The sequence below is a fragment of the Devosia sp. MC521 genome (genome assembly GCF_014127105.1).
Classification (GTDB): domain Bacteria; phylum Pseudomonadota; class Alphaproteobacteria; order Rhizobiales; family Devosiaceae; genus Devosia.
Genome location: NZ_CP059902.1, coordinates 2065439 through 2086988, shown reverse-complemented (window position 1 = coordinate 2086988; position 21550 = coordinate 2065439). Strand labels below are relative to the sequence as shown.

At 56.8% G+C, this 21550-nt stretch carries 18 protein-coding genes and 1 tRNA gene; 12 read left to right on the top strand and 7 right to left on the bottom strand.

Going from position 1 to position 21550, the window contains the following annotated elements:
* Nucleotides 1–61: 61 nt before the first annotated feature.
* Nucleotides 62–1219: an FAD-dependent monooxygenase gene (locus H4N61_RS09870; protein ID WP_169196326.1), complete on the bottom strand. Its 1158-nt coding sequence runs from the start codon at nucleotides 1217–1219 to the stop codon at nucleotides 62–64.
* Nucleotides 1220–1426: 207 nt separating this feature from the next.
* Between H4N61_RS09870 and H4N61_RS09865 the strand changes: the two genes are divergently transcribed.
* The 4 genes from H4N61_RS09865 (at nucleotide 1427) to H4N61_RS09850 (ending at nucleotide 4997) form a co-directional block, all read left to right on the top strand.
* The gene (locus H4N61_RS09865) at nucleotides 1427–2356 is read left to right on the top strand and encodes a TerC family protein (RefSeq protein ID WP_169196327.1); all 930 of its coding nucleotides are present in this window, start codon (nucleotides 1427–1429) and stop codon (nucleotides 2354–2356) included.
* Entirely contained in the window at nucleotides 2353–3321 is a 969-nt protein-coding gene (locus H4N61_RS09860) for a quinone oxidoreductase (RefSeq protein ID WP_182393896.1), read from the top strand. Before H4N61_RS09865 ends, H4N61_RS09860 begins: the two co-directional genes overlap by 4 nt.
* A gap of 60 nt (nucleotides 3322–3381) precedes the next feature.
* Nucleotides 3382–3471 (top strand) — tRNA-Ser (locus H4N61_RS09855).
* Between the two features lie 197 nt (nucleotides 3472–3668).
* Entirely contained in the window at nucleotides 3669–4997 is a 1329-nt protein-coding gene (locus H4N61_RS09850; protein WP_182393895.1) for a tyrosine-type recombinase/integrase, read from the top strand.
* 66 nt (nucleotides 4998–5063) lie between these two features.
* On the opposite strand, the gene H4N61_RS09845 is transcribed toward H4N61_RS09850, so the two are convergent.
* Complete coding sequence (locus tag H4N61_RS09845; RefSeq protein WP_182393894.1) at nucleotides 5064–5873, bottom strand: hypothetical protein; 810 nt, start codon at nucleotides 5871–5873, stop codon at nucleotides 5064–5066.
* 243 nt (nucleotides 5874–6116) lie between these two features.
* Between H4N61_RS09845 and H4N61_RS09840 the strand changes: the two genes are divergently transcribed.
* The 8 genes from H4N61_RS09840 to H4N61_RS09805 all read left to right on the top strand — a co-directional run bounded on the left by H4N61_RS09840 (nucleotide 6117) and on the right by H4N61_RS09805 (nucleotide 14088).
* Entirely contained in the window at nucleotides 6117–6374 is a 258-nt protein-coding gene (locus H4N61_RS09840; protein WP_182393893.1) for a hypothetical protein, read from the top strand.
* Nucleotides 6367–7023 (top strand): phage minor head protein, encoded by a 657-nt coding sequence (locus H4N61_RS09835; protein ID WP_182393892.1) that lies wholly within the window; start codon nucleotides 6367–6369, stop codon nucleotides 7021–7023. Before H4N61_RS09840 ends, H4N61_RS09835 begins: the two co-directional genes overlap by 8 nt.
* Nucleotides 7024–7087: 64 nt before the next feature.
* Complete coding sequence (locus H4N61_RS09830; RefSeq protein WP_182393891.1) at nucleotides 7088–8707, top strand: AAA family ATPase; 1620 nt, start codon at nucleotides 7088–7090, stop codon at nucleotides 8705–8707.
* A 96-nt stretch (nucleotides 8708–8803) separates the two neighbouring features.
* Nucleotides 8804–9247, top strand: a complete 444-nt coding sequence (locus H4N61_RS09825; RefSeq protein WP_182393890.1) for a thermonuclease family protein — start codon at nucleotides 8804–8806, stop codon at nucleotides 9245–9247.
* Between the two features lie 9 nt (nucleotides 9248–9256).
* A complete protein-coding gene (locus H4N61_RS09820) occupies nucleotides 9257–10750 on the top strand; it encodes a P-loop NTPase fold protein (protein ID WP_182393889.1) in 1494 nt (497 codons plus the stop codon).
* 67 nt (nucleotides 10751–10817) lie between these two features.
* A complete protein-coding gene (locus H4N61_RS09815; RefSeq protein ID WP_182393888.1) occupies nucleotides 10818–11291 on the top strand; it encodes a hypothetical protein in 474 nt (157 codons plus the stop codon).
* A gap of 258 nt (nucleotides 11292–11549) precedes the next feature.
* Nucleotides 11550–11993, top strand: a complete 444-nt coding sequence (locus H4N61_RS09810; protein ID WP_169196329.1) for a hypothetical protein — start codon at nucleotides 11550–11552, stop codon at nucleotides 11991–11993.
* Nucleotides 11994–12171: 178 nt separating this feature from the next.
* Nucleotides 12172–14088: a beta-L-arabinofuranosidase domain-containing protein gene (locus tag H4N61_RS09805; protein ID WP_169196330.1), complete on the top strand. Its 1917-nt coding sequence runs from the start codon at nucleotides 12172–12174 to the stop codon at nucleotides 14086–14088.
* A 128-nt stretch (nucleotides 14089–14216) separates the two neighbouring features.
* Here the strand turns inward: H4N61_RS09805 and H4N61_RS09800 are convergent, their stop codons facing one another.
* The 5 genes from H4N61_RS09800 to H4N61_RS09780 form a co-directional block, all read right to left on the bottom strand.
* Nucleotides 14217–15095, bottom strand: coding sequence for a carbohydrate ABC transporter permease (locus tag H4N61_RS09800; RefSeq protein ID WP_199368475.1), 879 nt, complete (start codon nucleotides 15093–15095; stop codon nucleotides 14217–14219).
* 5 nt (nucleotides 15096–15100) lie between these two features.
* On the bottom strand, nucleotides 15101–15979 hold the full coding sequence (locus tag H4N61_RS09795; RefSeq protein WP_169196332.1) for a sugar ABC transporter permease: 879 nt from the start codon (nucleotides 15977–15979) through the stop codon (nucleotides 15101–15103).
* Between the two features lie 90 nt (nucleotides 15980–16069).
* A complete protein-coding gene (locus H4N61_RS09790) occupies nucleotides 16070–17350 on the bottom strand; it encodes an extracellular solute-binding protein (RefSeq protein WP_169196333.1) in 1281 nt (426 codons plus the stop codon).
* A gap of 171 nt (nucleotides 17351–17521) precedes the next feature.
* A complete protein-coding gene (gene ugpC, locus H4N61_RS09785) occupies nucleotides 17522–18607 on the bottom strand; it encodes a sn-glycerol-3-phosphate ABC transporter ATP-binding protein UgpC (protein ID WP_169196334.1) in 1086 nt (361 codons plus the stop codon).
* A gap of 163 nt (nucleotides 18608–18770) precedes the next feature.
* The gene (locus tag H4N61_RS09780; RefSeq protein WP_182393887.1) at nucleotides 18771–21542 is read right to left on the bottom strand and encodes a glycoside hydrolase family 2 TIM barrel-domain containing protein; all 2772 of its coding nucleotides are present in this window, start codon (nucleotides 21540–21542) and stop codon (nucleotides 18771–18773) included.
* Between the last annotated feature and the right edge of the window lie 8 nt (nucleotides 21543–21550).

Here is a 21550-nt window from a genome sequence, read left to right as displayed (position 1 = left end):
TTTGAAAAAGGCCCGGGAAACCGGGCCTTTTTTGTTGTGCAGGTGAGAGGCAAGACAGGGATTAGCGTTGGCCCATGCCCACGGCAAAAGCCTGCTTGCGCAAGAACGGGGACAGCTTGAGTGCCCACAAGCCGCCAGCCCGCAGGGTTTGGCTGGGGAGCATGTCGGCGAGAAGCGATTTGAACAGCGTGTCGACAATAGTGCTGGTTTGCGCCAGATCGGCTGCGCGGCGGCGCGCATAATCATCAGCGGCCTTGGCGCCCCAATCGGGCAGGGTCGTGTCAGCGGCTTTCAGGGCGGCGATAAGATCGGCGACATCCCGCAGACCCAGATTGAGGCCCTGTGCGCCAATGGGTGGGAAGGCGTGAGCAGACTCGCCGACCAAGGCCACCCCAGATGCTCCGGCCTTATCAACGGTTAGTGTCGAGAGTGGGAAGACGAAGCTGGGGGAGACAATCTTGAGATCGCCGAACAGGCGCTGTGAGGTCTCTAGGATGGCGTTTCGGAGGGCCTCTGGCCCGGCAGCCTGAAGAGCACGCAACTTGGCCTCATCATCGATCCAAACGAGATTGGCGCGGTTCTCACCGGCCGGCACCAGCGTGAAGGGCCCACGCGGGTAGTGGAACTCGATGGAAGTGCCACCAACGCTACGGGTCAAGTCTAGATCACAGACGAGGGCACCCTCGGTGAACTGATGCTCGCGCGTGGTAATGCCAACGGCGTTGCGCAGCAGAGACTTTTTGCCATCGGCACCGACTACGAGGGGCGCACAGAGGGTCGAACCATCGGCCAGTGTGACTGTGCCCAGCTTGCCATCATGGCGATAGGCCGACACGCTTTCGGTTCGGATAGTGAATCCGGTTTTTGGGGCAGTGCTTTGAAAGTGCTCAAGAAGTCGCGCATTGCCAAAGTTCCACCCGAAAGCGGGAAGACCGATTTCGACCGCTTCAAAGAGGGTTTCTGGCGCGCGGAAGAGGCGGGGCGTGGCATCGATGATGCGAATGGCGGTGAGCGGATGGCCTAGGGTCGCTGGTTCGGAGACGAGGCCGCTTTCAACGAGGAATTCGACGCTTGGCATCATCAGGGCCGAGGTGCGCCGGTCTGGCGGGGCAGCAGGGGCCAGATGGATGACGTCAAACCCGAGCCGCGCCACGGCGACAGCAGCGGCGGAGCCCGCAAGCCCGCCTCCCACCACGATGACATCAGCATCCTTATTCATGGCGCATCCTCTTGGGTGTCGGTCGAAAAGCCTTTTGCGACGGTGGAACCGCCGCAGGGCGTTTGCTGTTCCGGCCATAGCAGTGCTTGGGGCTGAGCGGTAGCCCAAGCGTGGCCATTTTCGCGGTTCGGAGGCGGGTGCTTCACCACTCGCTGCCCACACCATACACTGACAATTGAGCCCGAGTCGGCTTTGGGAGACACTGCCATGATGGAACTCCTCTCCGATCCCAATGTGTGGATCGCATTTGGTACGCTCACGGTCATGGAGATCGTGCTTGGTATCGACAATATCGTTTTCATCTCTGTGCTGGTTTCGCGCCTACCGCGCGAACAGGCGGAATTTGCGCGAAAGCTCGGGATCGGGCTGGCCCTGGTGTTTCGCATCATCCTGCTGTTCCTGATTTCTTGGATCGTGCAGCTCAAAGATCCGGTGTTTGAAGCCTTCGGGCAGCCGTTCAGCTGGAAGGATATCATCCTGCTCGCCGGTGGTGCGTTCCTGATCTACAAGGCGACGCACGAAATGCATGCCGCCATCGAGGGCGACCATGAGGTGAGCGCTGCGAGTGCGGGAACGGCTACGCTGCAGGCCATTCTGGTTCAGATCGTGATCATCGACATGGTGTTCTCGATCGACTCGATCATCACCGCGGTCGGCATGGTTCCGGCAGATCAGGTGGCGGTTATGGTGGCGGCAGTTCTGGTGGCCGTCGCGGTCATGTTTTTTGCCTCCGGCCCGATCGCCAAGTTTGTGGCCGATCACCCGACGACGAAAATGCTGGCGCTGGCCTTCCTGCTGTTGATCGGTGTGACGCTGGTGGCTGACGGCTTGGGCTTCCATATTCCAAAGGGTTACATCTATTCGGCCATGGCCTTCTCGGTGCTGGTCGAGGCGTTCAATGTGTTCGCCAAGCAGCGCAAAACCAAGCGCAGTGGCGGGCATAAGTTTTCGCCCTTTACCGGCAATGTGGGCGGTGTTTCTACCGATGACGCTCTGTCATCTATGGGACAGTCCCACAGCGTGATGCCGGCGCGCCCAGCGCCAGTGAGTGATAAATCTCTACCGCGTTCGACGCCGATTTCGCGGGCACAATCGCGCCCGAAATCAGCGCCCCGCAAGCCAAAGGCTCCTAAATGAGTAAAGTCGTCGTCGTCCATGAAACTGGTGGTACTGAAGTCCTGAAGGTCGAAGATTGGGACATCGGCGCGCCCAAAGCCGGAGAGGTCAAAATCCGGCAGACGGCCATCGGGCTCAACTTCATCGACACCTATCAACGCTCGGGGTTGTACCCGGTGCCGCGGCCCTTTGTGGCGGGCAATGAAGCTGCCGGCGTGGTGACAGCGGTGGGCGAGGGCGTCAGCGAACTCCGTGAAGGGGATCGCGTCGCCTATCAGGGTACGGTCGGTGCCTATGCCGAGGAGCGGATTATCGCCGCCAATCGGGTGGTGCCGATCCCCGATGGGGTCGATGATGAGACGGCGGCGGCAGCTTTGCTCAAGGGGCTGACGGCCTACTATCTTCTGTTCAAGACCTGGCCGGTGGCAGAGGGGGAGACCATCCTCTGGCATGCGGCGGCGGGCGGTACGGGGATGATCGGGACGCAATGGGCCAAGGCCCTAGGCGCAACGGTCATCGCCACGGCCGGGGGAGCAGAAAAGGTCGCGAGCGCGCAGCGGTTTTGTGACCATGTTATCGACTATAAGGCGGAGGACTTCGCGCCACGCGTGAAGGCGTTGACCGGGGGCAGGGGCGTTGATGTCGTTTATGACGGCGTCGGCAAAGCGACGTTTGACGCCTCGCTCGATTGTCTGCGTCCGCGTGGACTGATGGTGAGCTTTGGCAATGCCTCGGGCGTTGTTGCTATCCCGGACCTTGGCGTTTTGGCGCGCAAGGGATCGTTGTATGTGACCCGGCCAACGGGGGCGCATTATTTCGCGGAACGCTCAGCACTGCTCGAAGGGGCGGAGGCGTTGTTTGGCGCGATAGCTAGCGGGGCGATCAAAGTCGAGATCAGCCAGCGCTTTGCGCTGGAGGAGGCTGCGAAAGCCCATTCCGCCCTTGAGTCTCGGGGCACGACGGGATCAGTTATCCTCAAGCCATAGCGAAAAAACGAGGGGGGCTACTGGACAGGTGCGCTCCCCCTCGTTAAACGCATTGTCGTCGGGCAGGTGGTAGAGTGGTTGATTGCTCCGGTCTTGAAAACCGGCGAAGGTGCAAGCCTTCCGGGGGTTCGAATCCCTCCCTGCCCGCCAAAGTCAAAATCATAACATACTGTATTTTCTAGGCTTCCTGCGTTCTTTTGGACATCGGGAGATTACTTGTGTAACTTACTGTGTAACTTACTGTGTAACCAACCTGATTTCTCAAGGTATTTGAGGGCTGGATAATGCGCCGATCACAACCTGCAAAACCTCTAAATAGAGACGGTGTTTGGTACCTCGTGCGGAGAGTGCCGAAGCGATTCAGGCTGCTCGACGCGCGTGGATTGGTTCGCATTAGTACCAATATCGCGGTGGCCTCTGACCCTCGCGCAGTCCTGGCGACCCAGCGGGTCGTTGCGCTCGATAAGGAGCTGCACGGGTACTGGGAAATGCTAGCCAAAGGAGATCTAACGGCTGCAGAGAAGTACGCGCAGGCGCGAGAGAGGGTGCGGAAGCTCGGCCTTGCGTACCACACCTCTGACGAGCTGATGGCGCAGGGTTTGGCTGCTATGATTGAGCGCTTTAACGTCCTCGAGCAGAGAAAAACGGTCCGCGACATGGACGAAGTTGCGGCCGTCCTTGGTGTCGTACCCCGGGCGAGCGTAACTTGGAGTAATTTGCTTCCGGAGATCGAAAGGGTGAACAAAATTCATCTTTCGACGAAGGCTCCGGATCAGGTTCGTAAGTGGCTCAATCCCCGCAGGTTGGCGATTTCCAATTTCGTGGATCTGATTGGAGACAAGCAGCTTACCGAAACAAGTCGAGAGGACCTGCTGTCCTTCCGTAACTGGTGGATTGACCGTGTGATCGAAGAGGAGTTGGAGATCGGCACTGCAAACAAGAATATCAGCCATATAATGGTGATGTTTGCGACCTATTGCAGGGAGCAGCAGCTCGATCTCGAGCACCTAGTTGCGCACTTGAAGTTGAAGGGCGAGGAGAAGAGGCAGCGACCAGCGTTTTCACCCATGCACCTCGAAAGAGTAATCCTGGCGCCAGGGGCGCTGGATAATATGAATGGGGAACAACGAGCATTACTTCACATCATTAGCGAAACAGGTCTGCGCCTTAGCGAGGCTACAAATCTGACAGAAAACTCAATTGTGCTCGATCACCCTATCCCGCATGTCAAAGTCATCGCGGAAGATCGGCAGCTCAAGGTTCGAACTACGCAGCGAGAGATACCGCTTGTGGGAATTGCTCTTGAGGCATGCATGCGGTTTCCTAGGGGCTTCCCTCGCTATCGCCATAAAGCCGATACTCTTTCTGCGACGATCAATAAATATCTACGCGACAATGGGCTGATGGAGAGTGACCGGCATTCCGTCTATGGTTTGAGGCATACCTTCAAAGATCGGCTTCAGTACACTGGCGCGAATGCAGCGCTAATCGACGCGCTCATGGGACATTCTGGAAAAGGACCAAAATACGGGCTAGGCGCGGCGTTAGATCAAAAGCTGGCCTGTCTTCGGCAAATCGCTGTCAATCCAATGCCGCATGCGCCTGGGAAAGGTTACCGCTACCATGAAGGGATGATGGTGCGTTCTAGTAGTGGTGGCTTGGTGCTGGGGGGCTAGTGCTCGTGCGCTACAAACATGCGCACGGTGCAGTTCATCACTTGTTGGGGACCTAATATTTTCCCCCTAAACGATATGGCCCAGTTCACGGGTCATTGGCACACGGTGGTGTGTGTCAATTGGGACGCATTCATACCGAAACTTGTACGGCGTTTCCGTGCCGAAGATGCTAGTGTGCATTAGCTCGCCGTAAACATCAACTGCCAAGTGGTTCGTGGTGATGTAGGCTCTTACAACTCTATCGAACTCATAGTTAAGCGGCACCAATACAGTAGCAGTGCCACCTGCTGCCAAGTCTGGCGCTGGAGTAATGGCACTCGCTCGCCCCTGTGGGTACCCATCGCCGCGCAAGAAGAAAAAGTTTACATTTACCGAGATGTAAGGCGTTCGGGCAGGAGTTTGACCAGAGTTCGTCACACTTACTTTAAGAAAGGGGTGTTCTTTTCTATAGTCAAAATCGATATTTGTCACAATAGGGTAACATTTGACCTGGCTGCGCCCCAATTCTTGCTGATGGGCAAGGGCCTGTTCGGCCGTACGCGCAGCGGCCCGGGCTTGGTCGGTGCTTTCCTGTGCAAGCTCGACGGTTTTGTTGGTGGAATGCAGCGTACGCCAAATGAGATAGACGCTAATTCCCCCGATAGCGATCGAGGCGAGTGTTGCCGCAAACATCGCCCAAGCAGCCAACGCCATGCTGCGCTGGGCAAGTAGATCTGGATCGCAATCTGTCGTAGTGCAGGACAGGCCTTGGTTAAGTGCTGTCAGGTATGGCAGCAGGGTAAATACCGCGATCGAGACGCCAATTAGAACGCCTGCCGTCGCAGCGAGCAGAGGGCTACTCAGACGCAGTGCCGAGGCTTTAATTGGTTTGGACATAATTTCTCATGTCTGATCGCCGATTAATGGTCAATGGGGTGCGAGGATGAATTCACTAAGTGCTCAGTACAATGAGTACGACACGAAGGATGCGAGCTGACTGCGTGTTTCGGCATCTGAAATGCGCGATCTGATCGGCGCTGCCGATCCGGCCGAAGGCCACGCAATCTTGGTTGCCCCCAAGACGACCGCAGACGGTGACCCGGCCCAAATGCGCCAATTGAGCCGGCCCAAGTCGAACCTGTGCGCCAACCAAGCCGCCATCAAGCGCAGGCTGCGCCCGACTTTAACCAGTTGATCGACGAACGCGCAGCCGTGGCAGCGGCTGCAGAAGCGGCGCTGATCGATAGACTTGCCGAAATCATCGCGGCGCACGACAGCGACGAAGCGCGGCTGGCAGCCATCGAAGAGGCATGGCCAAACCTACCGACCGGACCGCTTAAAGCGCTGATCGCGCGGGCACTGGTGGTCGCGCAACTAACAGGTCGCCTCAATGTCTGATCTGCTCGGGGACGCCTTTGTCGAAGCCATCGAATATTTGCGCGGCCGTCTGACCCTTTCGCAAACCGATTGGCTGCAGATACTGACCGCAGCCGATCAGCGCGCCGAAGAGATTGTCGACGACACGGCCGACAAGATGCGCGGCGATCTGCTGTCAGCTTTAACGGGCATCTTTGAAGCGGGCGGCACCCTGCGCGACTTCCAAGACCAATACGAAGCCATTGCCCGGCGCACGGGCTGGAAAGGCACCAGCCCTGAAATGGCCGGTTGGCATTCCGAACTGATCTGGCGAATGGAAGTTTTCGGCGCGCGCGCTGCGGGGCGTTGGGAACAAGCCATGAAATTGCATCGGGAAGCCCCGCAGATGGGCTATTGCTTCCGCTATGTGACGGCAGGCGATGATCGGGTGCGCCATAACCATGCGCAATGGCATGGCGTGATTTTGCCGGTCGATCACCCGTTTTGGCTCACGCACTTTCCCCCGAACGGCTTCAATTGCCGATGCCTTCCGCAGATCGTTTCGCGGGTAACGCTTGCCCGCTACAAATGGACGATCACCCCCGACGACGACAAACGCTTGCGCATTCCGCCCGACGCGGGTTTTGATAATAATGTTGGCATGGCTTGGGCGAAGTTGCAGGCAACTTAACTAACTTGCGTTACTGGAGATTATCTGTCGAACTGGCTTCGTATGACAGATTCTAGAGCGCCGCATGACACGAAATATTACAATACAGGTTGTTCGAGGCAATGCTAGCTTTGAAGGCTCTGGCACCTTTGATTTAGTACTTGAGGATGGTGTAACCAATTACATCGTCGGTGCAAACGGTGGCGGCAAAACCCGGTTAGCCGTGTATATCGAGCGCCAACTGCAATTCGATTGTCATCGGATATCAGCCCATCGCTCTATCGGCCTAAATGAAGTTGTTGACCTTTGGGGGGAAGACCGAGCGCGGGCACACCTGATATCCGGGCAGGAAAATCCGAACCACGGTAAGCACAGTCGCTGGGGTTATGATGACATCAGTTGGGCGACGGCAATGTCCAGCGATTTTCAATACCTCGTTCAATTGATGTTTGCTGAACAGAATAACAAAAATCAGCAATTCCTCAGCGATAAGAATTTTCGAGAGAAAGAAAAGCCGGGAACCATCATCGATGGCGTCATAAGAGTATGGGATAAGGTCTTACCTGACAGAAAGTTGTTTTTTTCTGCTGACAAGATAACTGTCGCTGCTTCGACCGGGGTGCCTTACGCGGCATCCGCTATGAGCGACGGTGAGCGATCAGTTTTTTATCTAATCGGTCAGGTTCTCGCGGCTAAGCCCGGAACCGTCCTGATTTTCGATGAGCCTGAGCTGCATATCCATAAGGCCATACTAGCGAGACTATGGGACCAACTAGAAGCGGCTAGGCCCGATTGTCCATTCGTTATGATCTCCCATGATTTGGACTTTGTGGCCAGTCGTAACGGCCCCAAATGGGTGGTCAAAAGTTATGAGCATCCAGATAAGTGGGATATCGAGGCGGTACCCGAAGGTAGCGGTTTCAGCGAAGAACTCGCAACGCAGATCCTAGGCAGTCGCCGACCTGTTTTGTTTGTTGAAGGCGAGCAATCGAGCTTTGACCTCCAATTCTATAGGGCGTGCTATCCAGATTGGCTCGTTATCCCACGCGGTTCTTGCGAGAATGTTATTCACGCCGTCAAAACGATGCGGGCAAATTCGTCGTTCACACGCATTACATGTGCTGGAATAGTTGACGCCGACGGGCGCAATCAGAGCCAAATTGCAGAATTGCAGGGTCATGGAATTGAGGTTTTGCCTGTCTCAGAAATCGAAAACCTGCTGCTATTACCCACGGTAGTGCGCGCAATGGCTGAAGATAATCATTTCAAAGGCGATGAACTCGATAAGAAAGTTCATGCGGTGACGCGCAAATTAGTCGACCATGCTACCGAAACTAACCGAAGAGATTGTGCACTCGAGTACTGTCGTCGTCGGATAGATCGGCATTTGAAACTCGTCGATCTCTCGGCTGGAAAATCTGCTGATGAGATTGTCTCATCCTTTGAGTCTGAAGTCGCCAAAATAGACGTACGCGCTTTGATCGCGGAAGCCGAAACCCAAATGGCAAACGCGGTCACCGCAGGTGACGCGGCCGCGCTGCTGCGTTGGTATGACAACAAGGGCGTATTGTCTGTTGCAGCATTAGCGCGGGACACAACCCTATCGAGCTTTAAAGACTGGGTGCTGCGAATTATGCAGGAAACGAAACCCCACCCCGTGGTCGAAGCGATTAAGGTTCAGTTGCCAACGCCAAAAGCGGCATGAGCGATGCCGCGCTGTGACGCGATTTGCTCTGGCACATTGGCGACTCTAGGCTTGACCATGAAAAAGGCTCTGAAGCCCCCTTTGAGGGGCTTCGAAATGGCTTCGAAGAATGGGGGGAGGATGGCCGTTCGCATTTTGGCTGCCTTGGGCGTGATTTTGGCCCTTGGGAGCGGCTGCATAGGCGTTCAAGCCGAAGAAGGAAGCTTCGATCTATGCGGGCGCGAAAAGCGCACGACTTGTGTCGTTGACGGCGACACCTTCTGGTTTGAAGGCGAGAAATACCGCATCGCCAATATCGACACGCCGGAAATTGCCAGCGCAACCTGTGTCGCAGAACTGGGCATCGGTGTTCGCGCAACGCAACGGCTGATGAAATTGCTCAACCAAGGGGCATTCAACATTACGCGCCAAGCGAAAAGCGAAGCCTTCGGGCGTACGTTGGCGACCATCCAAAATAGTGCCGGTGAAGACATCGGCGAAATCATGATTTCAGAGGGCATCGCCCGCCCATGGGCCGGGCGTAGGGAGAATTGGTGCTAGGGGGCTGCATTGAGCGAACAAGATACGGCAGAAAAACCAAACTCATCGTGGGGGAACGATGATTTCGAACGACACGAAGATGGCGAGTTCATCCTAGCCTTCATAAAAGGCAGGTTGTGGCAACGTGAATTGCAGAAGAAAAAGCGTTCGTACGTCTTGAATGTCGATGGCGACTGGGGAAGCGGTAAGTCTTTTTTTCTTGAGGGAATGGAACGCTATCTCAAGAGTGAAGGCCATCCAGTCGCGTTTGTGAATGCGTGGAGAGATGATTTTACCGCCGATCCGCTAGTTGCCTTTATGGCCGCAATTGAAGACGCGACCCGCGCATTCCTTTCGCCCCAAAAGGCCAAAGAATTTTTCGGGGACATGAAGCGCAATGGGGGCAAACTGGTAAGCCGGGTTGCCCTTGGCGCAGTTACCAAGGGCCTAAACAAAGTAACAGGTTTGGGCCTAAATGAGGTGATCGATACAGCAACCAAAAATGACGCACTCGGCGACGATATCGCAGAAATCGCGAGCGAGGCATTATCCGACGCCAGCCCTGAACTTCATTCGCTCTTTTCAAGAACCGTCAATCAGCAAGTCAACGATTTTCGCGCATCACGCTCGGCAATCGAGAGCTTTGGTCGGTCTATCGAGAAGCTGGTGGAGCAATCTGTAAAGAAGAAAGACACGTTTGCGCCGCTGTTCGTGATCGTGGATGAGCTGGATCGCTGTCGACCGAGTTATGCTATCGCACTTTTGGAGCGCGTGAAGCATTTGTTCGCGGTAAATAATGTTGTTTTCATTTTCGGAACGAACACCAACGAACTCTCAAAAGCTGTTCAAGCCGTCTATGGGCCACAGTTCGACGGAAAACGATATCTCGATAGGTTCTTCGACCGCACGTATCGGTTACCGGCCCCTTCCATACGCCAATTTATCCAAAATCGCTGGGATACTAATCATCAGCGCAATTTGGGACTGATGCCGAACCTGGATGAAGTGAGCTATCTCACCTACATCTTTGAAAGGGCAGAGGTCGGATTAAGGTCAATTGAGCAATGTATCGACCTACTCGAAACCATCATGACAATGTGGGATCGTCCTTACCCCCTTCTGCTACAAGTTTTAATGCCGATGATAATCGCTCATCAACGCGGCGAAACGGTTGAGTTTACGCCCACTTTTGCAAAGTCATTTGAAGAGAGTGGGCGAAGAAATATGCCTTCAATTATGAAATTTGCCGGGATATCTCGACACGAATACACCGGAAGCATCATCCGATCCACTGTTCCAGATCAGACGGCAAGTACCTCTCAAATATTCGTCACTCTCAGGGCACACTTGGATATAAGGCAGGAAAATTTAGGCCAGCCACGTGGGGAGGAAACGGAACTCGCGGAGTGGTCACGCAAGTGCGCGTTGAAGGAACAGCAGAGTGGCGTGAAAACGCTAAGCCCGAGCATTTATGGTGCACTTATAAACACTGCCGGACGTTTGACAACGTTGTTGCCCGAATAGCGTATCTATCAGCCCCCGACATCTGTCGGGGGCACTAAACGCGGGTCGCAAGTGCAGACTGCCTTGCATGAAAAACCGCGTCAACTCTCACCAGATTTCCCGACACGCCGCCGATCAAGGTGGCGAGGTCGCTTTATGTTCGGCGCTGGATTTTAGCACCGCCGAACCCGGCGCGCCCGAGTGGGTGCACCTTTTGCCAGTCGGCGAAATTCTCACCAATGACGGGCGCGGACCTTATCGGGTCAATGACGCCGCCGAACTCATTGCCAATTCGATGGCGGTTGGTCGGCTGGTGATCGATGAAACCCACGCAAACGATGTGCCGGCTCTTAACTTGCCAACCGCCACAAGCGAAGAAACTCTGGTAGCGGCCGTGAGCAGCTTGCACTTAGTGCTGCAGGCCCCCAAACCACAAGTCGAACAGGCCCTGCAGTCCGTTTTGCAGTCACAGCTTGCCCCAAATGGTCAGGCGGTCCTACCAGCATATTCGGCCTTACTGTGTAACAAACTGTGTTACCTACTGTGCGGTATGTGTTTCTAACCTACTGAAAAAACAGTGTTTATTGAGTGAATTCGAATCCCTCCCTGCCCGCCATAAATCTCCAAAATTGTAGCTGAGAGAAAACCGGTTTTGCCGGGGCCTTGTGGCGTGCTCTTTTCCGAGCGGGACGCGCATTCGCAGGGCAATTGGCCCTGTTGAATGATGGCGTCACCATAAAAGCACCATTGTTTGCTTGATCTTGGTATGCAGTGCGCAGGACTAAGATACTAAGCTATTCAAAGAAGGTGATTTTCATAGATGTCATTTAACGCTGCTGGGCTTCGCAATATCGTACTCGCTTTGGGCCTGGTGGGCGCCTGTGGCGCCGTGTCGGCGCAAGAGGCGGTGCCGCTGACCGACGAGCTCTTTGACCTCCATTGGGTCGCTATCGAATATGAAGGCAAGATCGAAGGCGTTGATCTGGCGCCAACCACTCTTGTCGTTTCAGATAGAGAGTTCGGTCATGTGGGCGGGCAAACGGGTTGTGAAACCGATTGGACTGCGAAAGTTGAGATTGCACTGCCGAAGTTGAGTTTCAGCGAGGTAGAGGGTTTTTATGAGGACAGCTGTCCGGCGTATAAAAACACCATCGCGCTGTTGAATGCGCTGGAGCAGGTGTCATACGCAGAGACCTCGCCTGAAGGGCTGGAACTCAAGGCCGAAGATGGCCGTCGGGTGATGCTGATGGTCGCCGGCGGCTAGGCGTGCGGACACAGTGCGAGAGGGCAGGCTTTGGCCTGCCTTTTTTGTTTTCGCGCCTTGCGTTACGAGCTGCTGCATGAGTGGAAATCATGTATGGCAGAGGGGTGAATCTCTATAGACTAGTCAAGAGGAGGGCGCGGCCGAGGGGCTGGCGCGCTGACTATCTATGGGAACGAAAATGACTATGTCTGAGAACCGTCAGTTCAGGCCATTGCCTGTGCCATCCGTCTCGATTGGTGGGTATTGGGGGGATTGGCAGGACGCTGTTTGTGACGAGACTGCCAAGACGCTTTTGGATCGCTGTGTCTCGGCGCGGATGCTGGAGCAGATTAACCCGGATGTTCCGAGCCCGGGCGTTGTTCTTCCCATTATGAATTGGGGCGGGACCACCCAGATGTTCTGGGATAGCGACATGGCAAAGTCGATCGAGACCATTGCCTATTCGCTTTATCACAAGCCGAATGCAGAGCTGGAACGGCGGGCCGATGAGATTATCGACATGTACGCCAAGCTCCAGGACGAGGACGGGTATCTCAACTCCTTCTTCCAGCGGATTAAGCCGGAGTGGAAGTGGAGCAATCTGCGCGACTTCCATGAGCTCTATTGTGCCGGGCATATGATTGAGGCGGCGGTGGCCTATTATCAGGCAACCGGCAAGCGCAAGTTCATGGATGTCATGAGCCGGATGGCGGATTATTGCGTCGCCAAGTTTGGCTATGGGCCGGGGCAGATGCGCGGCTATTGTGGGCACGAGGAGATCGAGCTGGCGCTGGTGCGCCTCGCACGCGAGACCGGTAACCAATCCTACATGGATCTAGCCAAATTCTTCGTGGATGAGCGCGGGCAAGCGCCGAACTTCTTTATGGAAGAAGCGAAGGCGTTCGGTCGCGACCCGAAGGGCTGGCAGAAGAATATTCTGGAGTATTCGCAGTCGCATGTTCCTGTGCGGGAGCAGAGCAAGGTGGTGGGGCACGCCGTTCGAGCGATGTATCTCTATTCGGCCATGGCGGACCTTGCGACCGAGTATAATGATGACAGCCTGACAGCGACGCTGGAAACGCTGTGGGCGGACCTGACGCAAAAGCAGATGTATGTGACCGGCGGTATCGGCCCGGCGCATTCCAATGAAGGTTTTACTGACTATTACGACCTGCCCAATGACACGGCCTATGCGGAGACTTGCGCATCGGTTGGGCTGGTGTTCTGGGCGTCGCGCATGTTGGGGCGTGGGCCGAAGCGGCTCTATGCGGATACGATGGAGCAGGCGCTTTATAACGGGGCGATCACTGGCCTATCGATGGATGGCAAGACGTTCTTTTATGACAACCCGCTCGAGTCGACCGGCAAGCACCACCGCTGGATTTGGCATCCGTGCCCATGCTGCCCGCCGAACATTGCGCGGCTAGTGACGTCGCTGGGCTCGTACGTCTATCAGGTGGCGGATGATGAAATCGCCGTTCACCTTTATGCGCAGAGCGAAGCGCGGGTGGAGCTGGCCAATGGCGCAAAGTTCACGCTGACGCAGAAGACGGACTATCCGTGGTCGGGCGATATCGCCATTGAGATTGCGCCAGAGCAAAGCGCAACTTTCGCGGTGTCGCTGCGTATCCCTCAGTGGGCGCGGGCCGCAAAGCTCTGCGTCAACGGGCAGCCTATTGTGCTGTTTGACTTGGGTGCCGATGGCTATGTGCGCATTGAGCGCGAATGGGCGAAGGGCGATGTGATCCAGCTGACGTTGCCGCTGGAGCCGCGTGCGGTCCGGGCCCATCCCTATGTGCGCCAGAATGCGGGCAGGGTGGCGATTATGCGCGGGCCACTGGTCTATTGCATGGAAGGCGCTGACAATGGCGTGGGGCTCAATTCCGTTCTGTTGGGGAATGGCTTGGGCAAGGCGCAGACTGCCGTTATTCCCGATCTGCGCGGGGCCATTGCCATCGATCTGCCGGTGCTCAAGGAGAGCGCTGGGGCCTGGGGGAATGCGCTTTACGCGGAAGCTGAAGCCGCGACCGAAGCTGTCAGCGCAAGGCTCGTGCCCTATCATCTATGGGACAATCGCGCGCCGGGCGAAATGTTGGTCTGGATGCGCAACGCCTAAGAAAACTCTTCACCTCACACATCAAGACCGGCAACGAAACTGTTGCCGGTCTTTTGTTTTGACGTGATGAATTGGCAAAGAAAAACCCCGCCGGAGCGGGGTTTTGGAGGCGGAGTTTTTTGGGGGTGTTAGCCCTTCACGCCAGCCGAGAGCATGATCGCCTGGGTCACGCGGCGCTGGAAGATGAGGTAGACGATGGCGACGGGCAGGCCGGTCATGACCGCAGAGGCGAGCTCGCGGGCATAGGCAACGCCGAAGGCATCGTTGACCTGCGTGATCCCGACAGCGACGGTCATGGCTTCTTCCTTGGTGACGGCCAAGAATGGCCAGAGGAAGGAGTTCCATGCGCCGATGAAGGTGATGATGGCGAGCGCGGTGGTGACACCCCAGTTCATCGGCAGGAAGATGCGGAACAACATGCGGAATTCATTGGTGTTGTCCATGATCGCGGCTTCGCGGAATTCCTTGGGAACGCCATCGAAGAACTGCTTGTAGATCATGGTGGACATTGGCGCGATCAGCGAAGGCATGATGATGCCTGCCCAAGTGTTGATAAGCTTGAACTGCGCGGCGAGAATGTAGTGGTTCACGATCAGGGCCTGAATAGGCACCATGAAGCTGGCGAGAATGACGAACCACAGGACCTTACGGCCGGGGAAGTTCAGCTGGCTGATGGCATAGCCGCAGCAGGCCGACATCAGCACCACGATGACCGTGGTCAGCAGTGCTATGGCGATGGAGTTGAAATACCAAAGGCCAATCTTGGTGTTGAAGAGCACCGCCGTATAGGCATCCAGCGTGAACGTGCGGGGCCATGGGGCGAAGCCGGGCTCAACCACCTGGCTTTCGGGCTTGAGGCTGGTGATGATCGCCCAATAGAGCGGGAAGGCCCAAACCACGGCGCAGATGATGGTCAGCAGCGAAATCACCAGACCCACTTTGTCGACGGTCTTGATGATGTTGAGTTTTCGCGTCGAAACGGTCTTTTCAGGAAGGCTCGAGGTCATAGCGGTCATTTTGCACCTCGTGCGCGCAGCGCCGTGTATTGCAGAACCGAAACGGTGATGATGATGACGAAGAGCGCGACAGAGATCGTGGCGGCGTATCCGCCTTCGCTCTTCTGGAAGGCCTGATTGTAGATGTACTGCACCAGAACCATCGAGGGGTCAGCGCGTCCGCCCTGGACGAAGAGATAGACCTGATCGAAGATTTTGAGCTGCAGGATGAGCTGGATGGTGAGGACCAGCGCCGTCACCGGCCAGATCAGCGGCCAAGTGATGCGGAAGAACTGCTTGAAGCGGCCAGCATTGTCGAGGGAGGCGGCTTCATAGATCTCGGGGGAGATCGAGCGCAGGCCAGCCAAGAACAGCAGGATATTGAAGCCGCAGGTCCACCAGATGGTGACGAGCGCCACCGCAGGCATGAACAGCCAAGTGGTACGGAAGACGTGGGTGGGCTTGCCGAAGATCATGGTCAGCGGGCCCTGCATGATGCCGAACTGGGTGTCGAACATCCAATTCCACATCAGATAGACCACGGACACGGGCAGGATATAGGGCAGGAAGAACAGCGCGAGGACGAGAGACTGCTGCCAGCCTTTGAGACGATTGACGCCAATGGCGATGAGCAGGCCCACGAGCGTGTTGGGAATGACGGTGAGCAGAACGAAATAGCCGGTATTGACCACTGCCGTTTTGAAGCGGCGATCTTCGAACATTTCGAAATAATTGTCCAAACCGATCCAGTTTCCGGGGCCGATGAGCGGCGCGTCGGTGAAGCTGAGCAACACCATTTGGATGGTTGGCCAGATGAAGAGCACAAGGTAGGCGGCGACAAATGGCGCGACCAGTATCAAGGCCCACGTGATCTCGGAACGTCTGCTTCTAATCATCCCAAGGCTCCCCGATAGAGCGCGGTCTTTGCGCGCGCTTGCTAGACAATAGGACCGGCCGGGTTGCCCCGGCCGGCGAGAGGTTTGGGATTAGTCGCGCTGATCGTTCAGATCGTCGCGCATTTCTTCGATAGCCTGACGGGCTTCCATTTCGCCGTTGATGGCGGGGACCATGTAGTTGCCAACCGCGTCATAGACTGGGGAGGCAACGCCAGCGAGCTTGGACTGTGGATCAAAGACTGCAGTGTCAGCGAGGGTCGAATACACAGCGTTTGGCTGCATGTTCTTGAATTCTTCGCTTTCACGGACGGCGGTGTAAGCTGGGATGTGGCCAGCATTGGCCCAAGAGATCGAGTTCTTGTTCATCCAAGCGATGACTTCCATCACAGCCTTACGCTTCTCAGCGGTCTGTTCCTTGCCAACGTTGTTCGGGATGACGAAGGAGTGGGAGTCAGCCCAAGTGCCTGGCTTGTCGTAGAAGGTTGGGAGCTGGATAGCGCCCCATTCGAACAGTTCGCCCTTGGCATGCAGGTCGGTCATGGTAGGAACTTCCCACACGCCGTTGATGTGCATTGCGGCTTCGCCCGAGGTGAAGAGCGCGATGGACGCTGCGTAGTCGGTCTGCTCTGGAGCCTGGCCATTGGCAACCCAAGAGGCAACCAGTTCGGTTACGTTGACGGCCTTGTCGAGGTTGTCGCCGGAGAGGAACTCGCCGTTCGCGTCCATGAACTCGCCGCCCTGCTGAGCCAGCAGGCCGAGGAAGATACGCCACTGGCTATCGGCCGCTGCAGAGTGGATCGAGACGCCGTACTGAGTGCCGGCAGCCTGGAGCTTTTCAAGTGCAGCGTTGAAGTTGTCGACGCCATCGAGACCGGTTGGCAGGCCGTTGTCGCCGATCAGACCAGCTTCGGCCAGCTTGTCCTTGTTGTAGTACAGAATGACAGAGTGGATATCGAATGGAACAGCATACTGCTTGCCATCGGCCTGAGCAGCCTGCCAGTTCGAAGCAGCGAAGTTGTCGCCCGAGAGGCCAACACCAGCCAGATCGTCGGCGGTGATTTCAGCCAAGGTGCCGGTCGAAATGCCGAGCGGCATGCGCGAGAGGTGATAGGTCATCACATCTGGGCCTTCGCCAATGGCAGCAGAGGTCTGCGCCTTGGAGTAGAAGGGCACGCCCCACTCGAGAGTGGTTGGCTGGATTTCGATGGTGTCTGCGTGTTCAGCGTTGAACTTTTCGATCAGCGCCTTCATGCGGACGCCGTCGCCGCCGCTGAGGAAGTCCCACCAGACGACAGTTTCTTTTGCTTGTGCGCCGAACGACAGCATGGCTGCTGTGGTTGTAAGCAGGGCAATCTTGATGAATTTCTTCACGACTATTCCTCCCATGGGGCAGAGCCCCGTCGCCTTTCCTCCGGCATACGAACCGCTGGCGAAACGGTCCGCGCCTAACTTCAGAACGCTCCTCGCGATCCTGAACTCTGTTCACAGGGGTGTCTTCGTGACGGGCGCTGTGCGCTGGCTCCCTGCGTCTATGGCGCTGCCTTATTGGACAGCGTGGTAGGCTTTTCCTGCTTCGTCGAACAGGATGGCAGTGGCGCCATCAAAGGTGAGCTTGATCGTGTCGCCCGCGCTGACCGTGCTGAGGCCAGCGTCTTCAGCAACAACAATCGAGCCATCGGTGAGGCGCGTGTAAACGAGGGTGCGTTCGCCGAGGCGTTCCACGACATCCACCGTACCGGTTACGCCCTCATCACTCTTGCTGACGCGAACGGCTTCGGCACGGATGCCCAGGGTGAGCCCGCTTTGGGCTAGGCCTGCACTTGGTACTGCGGTGGCAATCACGTCGCCCGAGCCGATGGTGACTTTGGCTGTGCCGACGCTGTCGACTGAACCCGTGACAGGCAGGAAGTTCATGCCCGGCGAGCCGACGAACCCGGCAACGAAACGGGTCGCTGGGCGGGTGTAGATCTCCATAGGCGTGCCGATCTGCTCAATCTTGCGATTGTTCATGACGACGATACGCGAGGCTAAGGTCATGGCTTCGGTCTGATCGTGGGTCACGAAAATCATCGTCGCCTTGATGCGATTGTGCAGCTGCGCCAGCTCGAGACGGGTGCGCACGCGCAGGCCAGCGTCGAGGTTGGACAGCGGTTCGTCGAGCAGGAAAGCCTTTGGGTCGCGCACAATGGCCCGGCCAATGGCGACGCGCTGGCGTTGACCGCCAGAGAGCTGCGCGGGCTTGCGATCCAAGAGCTGGGTGATTTCCAGCATGCGAGCGGCATCATCAACGAGGCGGGTGATTTCTGCCTTTGGGGTGCCGATGTTTTGGAGGCCGAAGGACATGTTGTCCCGCACGGTCATGTGCGGATAGAGCGCGTAGTTCTGGAAAACCATGGCGACGCCGCGCTGGTTTGGCGGCTTCTGATCGACGCGTTCATTGCCGATATAGATCTCGCCGCCGTTGACCTCTTCAAGTCCGGCGATCATGCGCAGTAGGGTCGACTTTCCGCAGCCGGACGGGCCGAGAAAGACGATGAACTCGCCTGAGTGGATGTGCATCGACACGTGGTCAAGAACGCTCACCACACCATAGGACTTGCTGACGTCCTTGAGAACGATATCGGCCATATTTCCTCCCGCGCCAGAACTGCGTTCCGGCCTATTTTTGTAGAGCGGAAAATCTCCTCATTCGCCGCTCTATTTATCATACTATTCAGTCTCGAAACGTCTGTCGCGTCAATCCCTAAGTCGTGATTTGAGCGCGATTTTCTCACTACCCAAGCGGTTTGCCTTAGACGTCTTGGCTGAGCCCGGCAGTTGCCGAGATCAGACGGTCGAGAAGGGCTGCTGCAACAGGGTCCGCGCCGGGTGCTTCACGAGTCAGGCGGAAGGTCGTGGCGACGACGCCACCCCGGCCAATCTGCTTTTTGCCGATGATGGCAGCGGGCTTGTGAACCCATCCGCAGACGATGCCAGACTGGACATTGTTGCCGAATTCCCAAGGCTTGAAGCCGGTCAGAAGGCTGAGCGGGACCACGCCGGAGAAGCTGAGATCAAAGATCGGGCCACCCGGAATATCGGCGAAGACACCATCGCGGCGGAGCCAAGAGAAGCCAGCGATCCAATCGCCGCGCCAGATGGTGCCGTCACGCTCAACCAGATTGATGTTGGGCAGGTGGTGGTCATAGGCGGGCTTGAACTGCTTGCCATCGGCGACGATGGAACGGTGGGGCAGCTCGCCATCGGGCATGTCGGTGCGCAGATTGTGGTTGGTCTTGACCGAGCCGTCGGCCAGGATCAGGTATTTCGCACCAGCCTTCATGGCGTCGACGTCTTCGCCATTGACGGCGTGGACGAGCACGATATCGGCCTTTTTCTTGTCGACAACCTCATAGCCTAGGCCGCGGGCATAATCACCCAGAGCCGCGTCATTGACTGCGATGGTTGGGCGATCGGCGGTTTTGCGCTCGGCATAGAGCGCGATGGTGCAGGTGTTGGTGGCCAGAACTGAGCCGCCAGCTTCCAGCGAGAAGGAGAGGGTCAGCTCCTTATTGGTCGAAACCTTCGGCATGGTCAGCATGGTGTTGCCAAGGTCAGCAACTGAGACCGGGCCAGTGGCTGGTACGTTGATCGAGTCGGAGATGTCGCCGCTCCAGTGAAGGACTGCGCCCGCTGGGATGGAGAGGCCGCCGGTGGCGACACGCAGTTCAAGTGCGAGCTGCTGGCCGGAATAGGCCGAGTAGCGTTCTGGGCGCGGAACGATGACGATGTCGGCGTTGATGGTTCCGAACACATCATGGAAGACGCGCGGATTGCGCTCAATATCCAAGAGGCCGTTGGCCTCCCAGTGAACGTCGGTCAGCTCGGTGATGACATAGCCCTGGATCGAAGAATAGCGGCGCATTTCTTCGATTTCGTAGCGCAGGTTCATGAACTGGTACCACTGCACCTTGTCGATGAACTGATCGAAATCACCAAAGGTGCGGTAAAGGTCGAGGGCGGCAAAGCGCTGCTCGATGCCGTGTGGCAGGCCAACACCATCGCCCCAGAGTGAGCCGGTTTCAAACCATGTTGGTTCTTTGCCGTTTTCGCCCCGGAGCAGTTTTGGATTGGGGAGGCCCCAAACACCAAACTCGGAAACGATCAGCGGTTCGTCGCCACGGCGTTCGGCGTCGCCGAGTGGCGAATAGGTCCAATCGGCACCGGCTGCGAACTGGGCGGTGAGATCATCCCATTCCTGACGGCGTTCTGGAACGGAGCGGTAGTAGTGGAAATCGTTGAGGTCGGTTTTGACGTGCCAGTTCGGGAAGCAAGCCGAGTTGTCGACGACGAGACGGGTTGGGTCTTCGGCCTTGAGCCATTCATAGCTGTCTTTGAGCCACTGACGGTGTTCGGCGTTTTCGACCAGACGCGTGCCCCAATCTTCATTGATGAGGGTCCAAGCGATAATGGAGGGGTGATTGCGGTCGCGCTGGAGAATGCCTTCCATGGTTTCGCGCATGCGGCGCGCGGAATCCGTGGTGAAGATCGCAACGTTGGGGACTTCGGTCCAGACGAGGAGGCCGAAGCGGTCGGCGACATCATAATAGCGCGGATCTGGGATTTTGATGTGGCAGCGGAGGGTATTGAGGCCAAGCTCAATGGCTTTTTGCGCTTGGTCTTCGAGGAATTCCAACGAAGGGGCGGTGTAGATGCCTTCAGGGTAATAGTCCTGATCGAGCGCGCCGCGCATGTAAACGGGCTTGCCGTTCAGGAGGATAGAGCCGTTTTCTGTGGTGACGGTGCGGAAGCCGAAAGTCTCGGTGACTTCGTCCTCGCCGTTCCCCAAGGTGACGGTGAGCGTATAGAGATTGGGCTGGAAGACATCCCAGAGCTTGGCATTAGCCACAGCCAGGGCGACATCAACCGCCTCGGAGGCTGCGGCGGCGCTTTCGGCGACGGCTTTGCCTGCATCATCGCGCACGACAATCTTGGCCTCAAGGCCAGACGCGGCAGGGGTGAAGCCAAGGTTGGCGACGAGGGTGCCGTGCATATTGGCGGTGATGGTGAGGCTGGTCAGGCGCTTCTTGTTGCGCGCTTCCAGCGACACAGACTGCCAAAGGCCGCCCATGCGCCCATACCAGCTCATCTTGCCATGGGGCACTTCGCTGAAGGGGTATTCGGGGAAGGCATGCTGATCGGCAGAAGGCGTGGTGACGCGCACTTCAACTTCGTTTTCCGCGCGGAGCAGAGCCGGATCAATGGCGCATTCAAAGGGGAGATAGGCCCCCTCGTGATCGCCGATCTTGGTGCCGTTGAGGTAAACCTCGCAGGCATAGGCAACAGCGGCAAAGCGCAGAGCGAGATCCTTGCCAGCGAAATTGGCTGGGACAGTGAAGCTGCGCTTATAAACGGCGTGGCCGAAACTATCGAAGAGATCATCGAACTCAGCCTGCCAAGGCTGGGGGACGTGCGCCTCGCGCCAATCCCCATCTTCAAAGCGGAACTGCCAGACACCATCGAGCGACACAGTCTGTCGCGTCGCGTTGTGGTGGTCGGCGTCAACAGCGCGGCCCAAGTTCATAATCCCTC

Excerpts from the sequence above, each read along its gene's own strand:
- H4N61_RS09825 (WP_182393890.1), top strand. The coding sequence starts at position 8,804 with ATGGCTTCGAAGAATGGGGGGAGGATGGCCGTTCGCATTTTGGCTGCC.
- H4N61_RS09815 (WP_182393888.1), top strand. The coding sequence starts at position 10,818 with ATGAAAAACCGCGTCAACTCTCACCAGATTTCCCGACACGCCGCCGAT.
- H4N61_RS09830 (WP_182393891.1), top strand. The coding sequence starts at position 7,088 with ATGACACGAAATATTACAATACAGGTTGTTCGAGGCAATGCTAGCTTT.
- H4N61_RS09795 (WP_169196332.1), bottom strand. The coding sequence starts at position 15,979 with ATGATTAGAAGCAGACGTTCCGAGATCACGTGGGCCTTGATACTGGTC.
- H4N61_RS09780 (WP_182393887.1), bottom strand. The coding sequence starts at position 21,542 with ATGAACTTGGGCCGCGCTGTTGACGCCGACCACCACAACGCGACGCGA.
- H4N61_RS09865 (WP_169196327.1), top strand. The coding sequence starts at position 1,427 with ATGATGGAACTCCTCTCCGATCCCAATGTGTGGATCGCATTTGGTACG.
- H4N61_RS09870 (WP_169196326.1), bottom strand. The coding sequence starts at position 1,219 with ATGAATAAGGATGCTGATGTCATCGTGGTGGGAGGCGGGCTTGCGGGC.
- H4N61_RS09810 (WP_169196329.1), top strand. The coding sequence starts at position 11,550 with ATGTCATTTAACGCTGCTGGGCTTCGCAATATCGTACTCGCTTTGGGC.
- H4N61_RS09835 (WP_182393892.1), top strand. The coding sequence starts at position 6,367 with ATGTCTGATCTGCTCGGGGACGCCTTTGTCGAAGCCATCGAATATTTG.
- ugpC (WP_169196334.1), bottom strand. The coding sequence starts at position 18,607 with ATGGCCGATATCGTTCTCAAGGACGTCAGCAAGTCCTATGGTGTGGTG.
- H4N61_RS09845 (WP_182393894.1), bottom strand. The coding sequence starts at position 5,873 with ATGTCCAAACCAATTAAAGCCTCGGCACTGCGTCTGAGTAGCCCTCTG.
- H4N61_RS09860 (WP_182393896.1), top strand. The coding sequence starts at position 2,353 with ATGAGTAAAGTCGTCGTCGTCCATGAAACTGGTGGTACTGAAGTCCTG.
- H4N61_RS09805 (WP_169196330.1), top strand. The coding sequence starts at position 12,172 with ATGACTATGTCTGAGAACCGTCAGTTCAGGCCATTGCCTGTGCCATCC.
- H4N61_RS09800 (WP_199368475.1), bottom strand. The coding sequence starts at position 15,095 with ATGACCTCGAGCCTTCCTGAAAAGACCGTTTCGACGCGAAAACTCAAC.